The organism is Marseilla massiliensis (genome assembly GCF_016899855.1).
GTDB lineage: Bacteria > Bacteroidota > Bacteroidia > Bacteroidales > Bacteroidaceae > Prevotella.
This window is the reverse complement of the sequence record NZ_JACJJG010000121.1, coordinates 1-7,372: the sequence shown is the minus strand read 5'-3', so window position 1 is coordinate 7,372 and position 7,372 is coordinate 1. Positions and strand designations below refer to the sequence as shown.

Annotated in this window: 6 protein-coding genes; 2 read left to right on the top strand and 4 right to left on the bottom strand. The window is 53.7% G+C overall.

From position 1 onward, the window contains the following. Both H6A34_RS12805 and H6A34_RS12800 read left to right on the top strand, forming a co-directional pair. Positions 1 to 767 (top strand): helicase-related protein (locus H6A34_RS12805; RefSeq protein WP_262896360.1); only part of this gene is annotated, 767 nt, incomplete at its 5' end. Between the two features lie 369 nt (positions 768 to 1,136). Continuing rightward, positions 1,137 to 2,081, top strand: a complete 945-nt coding sequence (locus H6A34_RS12800) for a peptidoglycan DD-metalloendopeptidase family protein (protein WP_205105834.1) — start codon at positions 1,137 to 1,139, stop codon at positions 2,079 to 2,081. Between the two features lie 224 nt (positions 2,082 to 2,305). Here the strand turns inward: H6A34_RS12800 and H6A34_RS12795 are convergent, their stop codons facing one another. The 4 genes from H6A34_RS12795 to H6A34_RS12780 all read right to left on the bottom strand — a co-directional run bounded on the left by H6A34_RS12795 (position 2,306) and on the right by H6A34_RS12780 (position 7,210). Continuing rightward, entirely contained in the window at positions 2,306 to 2,668 is a 363-nt protein-coding gene (locus tag H6A34_RS12795) for a hypothetical protein (protein ID WP_205105833.1), read from the bottom strand. A 156-nt stretch (positions 2,669 to 2,824) separates the two neighbouring features. After that, positions 2,825 to 3,631 (bottom strand): glycosyltransferase family 2 protein, encoded by an 807-nt coding sequence (locus H6A34_RS12790; RefSeq protein WP_205105832.1) that lies wholly within the window; start codon positions 3,629 to 3,631, stop codon positions 2,825 to 2,827. Then, positions 3,628 to 4,905, bottom strand: coding sequence for a glycosyltransferase family 4 protein (locus H6A34_RS12785; RefSeq protein WP_205105831.1), 1,278 nt, complete (start codon positions 4,903 to 4,905; stop codon positions 3,628 to 3,630). Before H6A34_RS12785 ends, H6A34_RS12790 begins: the two co-directional genes overlap by 4 nt. A gap of 772 nt (positions 4,906 to 5,677) precedes the next feature. Further along, positions 5,678 to 7,210, bottom strand: coding sequence for an acyl-CoA carboxylase subunit beta (locus H6A34_RS12780; RefSeq protein WP_205105830.1), 1,533 nt, complete (start codon positions 7,208 to 7,210; stop codon positions 5,678 to 5,680). Between the last annotated feature and the right edge of the window lie 162 nt (positions 7,211 to 7,372).

Genomic DNA, 7,372 nt, shown 5'->3' with positions numbered 1-7,372 from the left:
AAATCGACGAGCTGCCTCCGGGCCGCAAGCCCATAACCACGCTGCACAAGTATGACGACCAGATGACGAGCCTGTACGCGGGTATAAGGAGACAGGTTTCAGAGGGGCGCCAGGCCTACATCGTGTATCCGCTGATTAAGGAGAGCGAGAAGATAGACCTGAAGAACCTTGAGGAGGGATACGAGCAACTGCGTGAGGCCTTTCCTGAGTACAGGCTCGGCAAGGTGCACGGCAAAATGAAGCCGGCCGAAAAGGAGGAGGAGATGCGGCGCTTCGTAAGCGGCGAGACGCAGATACTTGTCGCCACGACGGTAATAGAGGTGGGCGTCAACGTGCCTAACGCCACCATCATGGTAATAATCAACGCCGAGCGTTTCGGCCTGTCGCAGCTGCACCAGCTGCGCGGGAGGGTGGGACGCGGCGCCGACCAGTCGTTCTGCATACTCGTGAGCAAGCGCAAACTGAGCAACGATACGCGCAAGAGGCTTGATATAATGTGCGAAACAAACGACGGTTTCCGCATTGCCGATGCCGACCTGAAGCTGCGCGGGCCAGGCGACCTGGAGGGAACGCAGCAGAGCGGAATAGCCTTCGACCTGAAGATTGCCAACGTGGCTAAGGACGGACAGCTGATACAGATGGCGCGCGACGAGGCCGCAAAGATAGTGGACAGCGACCCGACATGCTCCAAGAGCGAATATTCAGTCATGTGGCAAAGGCTAAAGGCACTTCGCAAGAGTAACGTTTATTTCGGCGCCATATCGTAAACCTTTATTCATCCGATTTTTGGACGTTTTGCGATTGACGGTCTTTTGCTTTCCAAAAGGCCGTCAGTCGCACCCTAAAAGGCCGTCTTTCGCAAGCCGAAAGGCGGCCTTTTATAATGTTTCTGAGTGTCAGTGGGTTACGAAGCGATATGTAATGTGGCGCAAGTGATGGCCTCCGGCCATGCAAGTGATAGGGTGTTCACTTTGTTAAAAGGTCAATAAAGTTGTTAATACAAAATACAACTTCTGACATTTTTTATTATCTTTGCAACGTTTTTATAAAACTTCGGATTTTCATATTTGTGGAACACTCCGACCCCTTGCGCCGACATTTGCCGGTGTGCAATCTTAATCAATGACCTAAAGACCATGCATTTAAAAAGAAGAATAAAGACATTCGCGATTACGGCCATATTGACAATGACGGCTGCAACGGCCTCAGCCCAGGACCTTTTGGCACGACAAGCCCCGATAGACAGGAAAATGAAGGCAGTGGACACCCTTGCGCTGCGCAATCTTATCGAGAAGGAACAAGTAGGCTCACCATCGGCCCAATTATATAAGGAATGGAGCAACAAGTACGCTCACCGCGCCACGGAACTTCCCGATTCTTTCTTAATCAACCTCAGAGACTTCTGCATGCCCACGACGAGCAAAGTCATCACTTCTAACTTCGGCCGCCGCTGGGGGCGCATGCATAAGGGCATTGACGTAAAGGTATATATCGGCGACACGATACGTGCCGCTTTCAGCGGAAAAGTAAGGATTGTGAAATACGAGGCGAGGGGCTACGGTAACTACGTTGTTATCCGTCACTACAACGGTCTGGAGACAATCTACGGCCATATGTCGAAGCATTTGGTTGAGGAAAACCAGGTAGTGAAGGCCGGCGAGCCGATAGGTCTGGGTGGAAACACCGGCCGAAGCACTGGTTCGCACCTGCACTTCGAGACCCGTCTGTGCGGCGTGGCCCTTAACCCGGCGCTGATGTTCGACTTCAGGAACCAGGACGTAACCGGTGACACGTACATGTTCCACAAGGATTCATACGAGAGCGAGTCTGTTCTTGCCAACAAGGCACGCGGCAAGGATGCAGGCGATATGGCCCAGGCTGACGACAGCGACAGCTCAAGCAAGGCCCGCAAGGCTTCTTCAAGCAACTCGGGCGACGTTCGCTATCATAAGGTTAAGCGCGGCGAGACGCTCAGTTCTATCGCCAAGAAGCGCGGTACTACGGTCGACAAGCTGTGTAAGCTCAACCACATTACCAAGCGTATGCGCATACGTCCGGGCCAAATCTTAAGATACTCATAATTGTTAAAGTCAATAAATTGTCAAGGCGGCTGCCAGCGTGAGCTGACAGCCGCCTGTCGTTTTGCGCGCTCTTGATGTCGCGTAGGCTTTGCTCCGTACGTTAAACGGGGATTAGCGGACAGGTGTTTAGCCATGTGTGGCCGTTCCCTTGTCCGTTAATCCCCGTCCGTGTAATCTGGAGTCTTGCGCCAACCCTTACGTTCCGCCTGGCGTACATGCCGTTGTTAACGGCAGTGGCGATGACCGTGGTTGCGATGGTTGTCGCACCATTCGGCACACTGCCCGCACAAATTGCCGTTACGGTGGCAGTCTTCCACCGTGCAGCGGTTGTCGTGGCATGCCCCGCAATCGTACTGAACGTCGCAGCATTCATATCGTCTGCGGTCGTCGCGGCGGTCGCCCTGTCCGCAACATCCGCCTCTGCGATGATGGCGGTAACCGTCGTTGCGGTACGCATCGTCGGTATTACGGTCGTACGTTCTTGCCTGGCGGCGCGACGGCGGGTTGTCGTCGACGTTGTTGATAAACGCCATCGAGCCTATGCTTACAAGCCCGAGCAGCGTCAAGCTGACAATAAACTTTTTCATCTGCATACCTTTCCTATTGGTTGTAACATAGTGGTGTCAACTGCAAAGATAGCCGTAAAACGGGTGTTCGTCGGTAATATTTTAGTTATTTAATCATAAAACGCGAAATAAATCTTTACAAGTCGCCGTATTCCCGACTGCATTTAGTATGTTGGCTCATGCTTTTTTCTCAGGTTTCAGTACGGCTCTTATTACGAACCAGGCGTGCATCGCCAGCGTGGCCGGCAGCCCGTAGTGGCGCTTCATGATGTCGAACCGTTCGAGAAGCGAGGCCCGATGGTTCTCGGTCGACTGCCCTTCGCGCTGGTAGTCGGCTACGGTGGCATGTACGTTTACCAGCGGCAGCTCCATTTTTCTGGCTTCCTTCATTATCCGTATGCACCAGTCAACGTCGGCAGAGAAGCGGTAACGCAGGTCGTAAGGCGTCCTGCGGGCTATGTCGGTGCGTGCGTAGAACGCCTGGTGGCACACGAGCATGCCTTTCATGAACGACCTCCACGTAAGTGTCTCGGGTGGGGTGAGGCGGCGGCGGCTTATGTATCTGCCGTCGTTATCCACCCAGTCGGTGTCGCCGTAGAGCACGGCCGGCAGCCCTTCGCCGGCCTCCTGCCGTTCGGCAAGGCGCGCGTTGGCGTGTATTGTGGATAGTGTGGAACCGTCGGGGAAGAAGTCTCCGGCGTTAAGAAAGCACACATAGTCGCCCGTTGCGAGGGTAAGTCCCTTGTTCATGGCGTCGTACAGGCCCTTGTCTGGCTCTGATATCACTCGTACTTCATGGCCGTTCGTCGAGGCGTCCGACTGCCGTTTATAGTCCGTGGCCATGTCGGCGGTGCCGTCATTTGACGCTCCGTCAACTATTATATGCTCAACGTTGGGGTACGTCTGCGCTAAAACGCTGTCCGTGGTGCGCGTCAGTACGGTGGCGGCATTGTAGGTAATGGTGACTATCGAGAACTTGATCATAGCTTGTAATGCCTGAAGGCTATGGCTTGGTTGTACACTTCTATATATCGCAAGGCCACGCTTTGCTGGGAGTATGTCGTCGAAACCTTGCGCACGGCGTTGCGCGCGAGCCCGTCATAGTCGGCCTCTGACAGTGCCCATGATATTCCCCTGGCCAGGTCTTCGGCGTCTTTGTACGCCGCTACGTAGCCGTTCTTGCGGTGGTCTATCATCTCCGGTATGCCACCAGTGTTGAATCCTACGCACGGTATGCCGCAGGCCATGGCTTCCATGATGGTGTTTGGCAGGTTCTCGGACAGTGAAGGCGTGACGAACAGGTCGGCCGCGCGGTAGGCGGCTACTATCTTGTCAACGTCAGTGCTGTAGCCTAACGGATATGCGGGCACGTCGAAACTGGAGGCCACTTCCTCTCCGCTGCCTCCCAGCATTACAACGCCGAGGTTGCCGACCAGTGACGGGTTGAGCCGTGCCAGCGTGCGGCAGGCCTCTATAAGGTAAGACATGCCTTTGTTGACGTTGGACACCCGCTGGGCTACTGCCAGTATGAGGCGCCGCCCCTGTGGCAGTCCGAGCACGCGCCGGGCCTCCTCCTTGTCGCCGGGGCAGAACGTTCTTGTGTCAAGCGGGTTGGGTATGCTCATTATTTTGTTGCCCTCGAGCAGTTTGCTGCGCTTCGCGTCGGAGGCAAGCCAGCGGCTGCACGTCACGAATATCACTCTGCCGTGCGTGCGCATTATGCGCATTTTGCGCCGCCAAACCTTGCGTGCGAGGTCGCCGAAAGGGCTTTTGCGTGGCATGAGCGGGCAGTGCGAGCAGCTTTCGGTGAACTTTCGGCAGCCCAGTGTGAGGTGGCAGATGGCCGTGGCGGGCCACATGTCGTGCATGGTCCACACTACCGGTTTGCCCGAGTCGAGTATTTTCCTTATGCCGTTGAGCGAGAGCATGCCTTGGTTTATCCAATGCAGGTGGATGATGTCGGCCTCCTTAAACTCCCTCAGGCCGGTGATGTCAGAGCCGGTATTGGCTATGTCGACCTCGAAAAGGTGTTCACGGGAGAAGTGCAGGTGGCAGAATATGCACCAGCGCTCCCAAAGGAAGTGCCACTTCGACCTCAGTCCGCCGCCCACGTCGGCTACGGTCAGGCTGTCGGTGTCCTTGTCGCGCACCATCATTTTAGCTTTCACGCCGTTGTTGTTCAGCGCCTCCATCAGGCGGTTGGCCGCCACCGCCGCCCCGCCGGTCCGTTCGCTCGTGTTTACTATAAGCACCCGCATTGTCGATAATGTATTTTGTCTAAGTGAACACAAAAGTAAAACAAATTACGCATTTTTCCAAATTATGGGGCATTTTAAATACTGTTTGCGCACACAATTTATTGATTTGCATCAAGAAAAGCGCATAAGATGACAAAAACACACTTGAAAGTATTGCGTGGAATGCGGATTCGTTGTATCTTTGCATCGTCAAAAGGTTAATAAATTGTTTAGGTTAGTAAATAGTATTAGTTTAAGGTAAAGTTTTCATGATTATTTAGGATGACAAAGGGGACCGTGAGGTTACCTTTCGAATCGAAAAGGTTTTTTAGTTAAACATATTTTTAATGCGCTGCAGCTCGTGAAGAGTTGTAGCGCGTTTTTTATGCGCCAATGACTTTATTCAATCGAGAATTGAGAGCCGGGAATGGGGAACTATGGCTTTATCAACTATCAATTCTCGATTAAAAGACGGCTTCCGAGCTTGCAAAAGGCCGTCTTTGGGCCTCCGATATGCCGTCTTTGGCAATGCTGAAGACGGCCTTTTAGTTTGTAAGTAAGCGTTGGTGAAATGATTAAAGAATTGTGATATGTACGCCGTAAATAAGAGCGATTGTAATCAAATAAAGCTGTTTGGGTTACGGTTTTTATGCGATTGTATTATGTCGCAGCGTGTGTTGTGGTTGATTAGGCTTAATGCCGTGTCGGTGCAGGGCATTGACCATGTGTATAAAAACACGCAAGCGGAGACCGGATAGTCCGGTCTCCGCTTGCGTATTATATCGTCCGTTGGTTACAGAGGCATGTTGCCATGCTTCTTGGGCGGGTTGCTCTGGTTTTTGTTGCGTGCCATCTCAAGTGCCTTTATCAGCCTTGAGCGGGTGTCGCGGGGCATTATTATCTCGTCAACGAGGCCGCGCTCGGCTGCACGGTACGGGTTAGAGAACTCCTCTTCGTACTCTTTTACGGCCTCGGCCTTCTCCTCGTCGCTTGCTTTGCGGTACAGAATGTTCACCGCTCCGGCGGCACCCATCACGGCAAGTTCGGCCTGCGGCCATGCCAGGTTTACGTCGGCACCGATGTTCTTGCTTGCCATCACGATGTACGCGCCGCCGTATGCCTTGCGTGTGATAAGCGTAATCTTCGGCACTGTGGCCTCGGCGTATGCGTAGACAATCTTCGCGCCGTGGCGGATAATGCCCTCGTGCTCTTGTGCCGTGCCCGGCAGGAAGCCCGGAACGTCCTCAATCGTCACGAGAGGGATGTTGAAGCAGTCGCAGAAGCGGATGAATCGTGCCGCCTTGTCGGAAGCGTTGATGTCGAGAACGCCGGCAAGGAAGGCGGGCTGGTTGGCTATGATGCCCACCGTCTGGCCGCCAAGGCGGGCGAAGCCGATGACCACGTTCTTTGCAAAATGCGGCATTACCTCGAAGAAGTAGTTGTCGTCAACGATAGGCTCGATAACGTCCTTTATGTCGTAAGGCTGGTTGGGGTCTTCGGGGATGACGGTCTGCAGGCTCTCCACGGTACGGTTCACGTCGTCCGTGCAGGGTACGATTGGCGCGTCCTCCATGTTGTTCGACGGCAGGAAACTCAGCAGTTCGCGCATCTGCATGAGTGTTTCCTCCTCGGTGTTGAACATGAAGTGAGCCACTCCGCTCTTCGTGCTGTGCGTGTATGCGCCGCCAAGTTCCTCCTTGTCAACCACCTCGTTAGTCACAGCCTTTACCACGTCGGGGCCTGTTATGAACATGTGGCTCTTCTCGTTAACCATGAAAATAAAGTCGGTCAGCGCCGGAGAGTAGCACGCTCCGCCCGCGCACGGGCCGAGAATGGCCGTAAGCTGGGGTATCACTCCTGACGCCATGGTGTTCTGGTAGAATATCGACGCGTATCCCGCAAGGCTGCAAATGCCCTCCTGGATGCGTGCCCCGCCCGAGTCGTTAAGTCCGATTATGGGCGCTCCGCACTTCAAGGCCTGCTGCTGTACCTTTACAATCTTTGCGGCATTAGTCTCGCTTAGCGAGCCACCGTGCACCGTAAAGTCGTAGGCATAGACGAACACCAGTCGGCCGTCTATCTTTCCGTAACCGCACACTACGCCGTCGCCCGGTATCTGTTTCTTCTCCATCCCGAAGCGCGTACAGCGGTGGTTCACCAGCTTGTCGGTCTCGCAGAACGTGCCCTTGTCGAGCAACGCTTCAATGCGTTCGCGCGCAGTCATGTGCCCTGCGGCGTGTTGTTTCTCTATCTTTGCGACTCCGCCACCCTGCGAAGCCTTACGGTCGAGCTCCTCGAACCGTGAATATGCTTCTTCTCTTGTCATTTGTTCATTTATTTGACAGAAGTTAAGGAGTTATGTAGTAAAGGAGTTAAGACGAATGACCTGCACAAATCATTGTGTTTACCAAATAAACCAGGCACACAAACCACACAATATGCAGGTAAGTCATTCGTCTTAACTCCTTTACTACATAACTCCTTAACT

Coding starts and splice junctions, on each gene's coding strand:
- H6A34_RS12790 (WP_205105832.1), bottom strand. CDS start 3,631: ATGATCAAGTTCTCGATAGTCACCATTACCTACAATGCCGCCACCGTA.
- H6A34_RS12780 (WP_205105830.1), bottom strand. CDS start 7,210: ATGACAAGAGAAGAAGCATATTCACGGTTCGAGGAGCTCGACCGTAAG.
- H6A34_RS12785 (WP_205105831.1), bottom strand. CDS start 4,905: ATGCGGGTGCTTATAGTAAACACGAGCGAACGGACCGGCGGGGCGGCG.
- H6A34_RS12800 (WP_205105834.1), top strand. CDS start 1,137: ATGCATTTAAAAAGAAGAATAAAGACATTCGCGATTACGGCCATATTG.
- H6A34_RS12795 (WP_205105833.1), bottom strand. CDS start 2,668: ATGAAAAAGTTTATTGTCAGCTTGACGCTGCTCGGGCTTGTAAGCATA.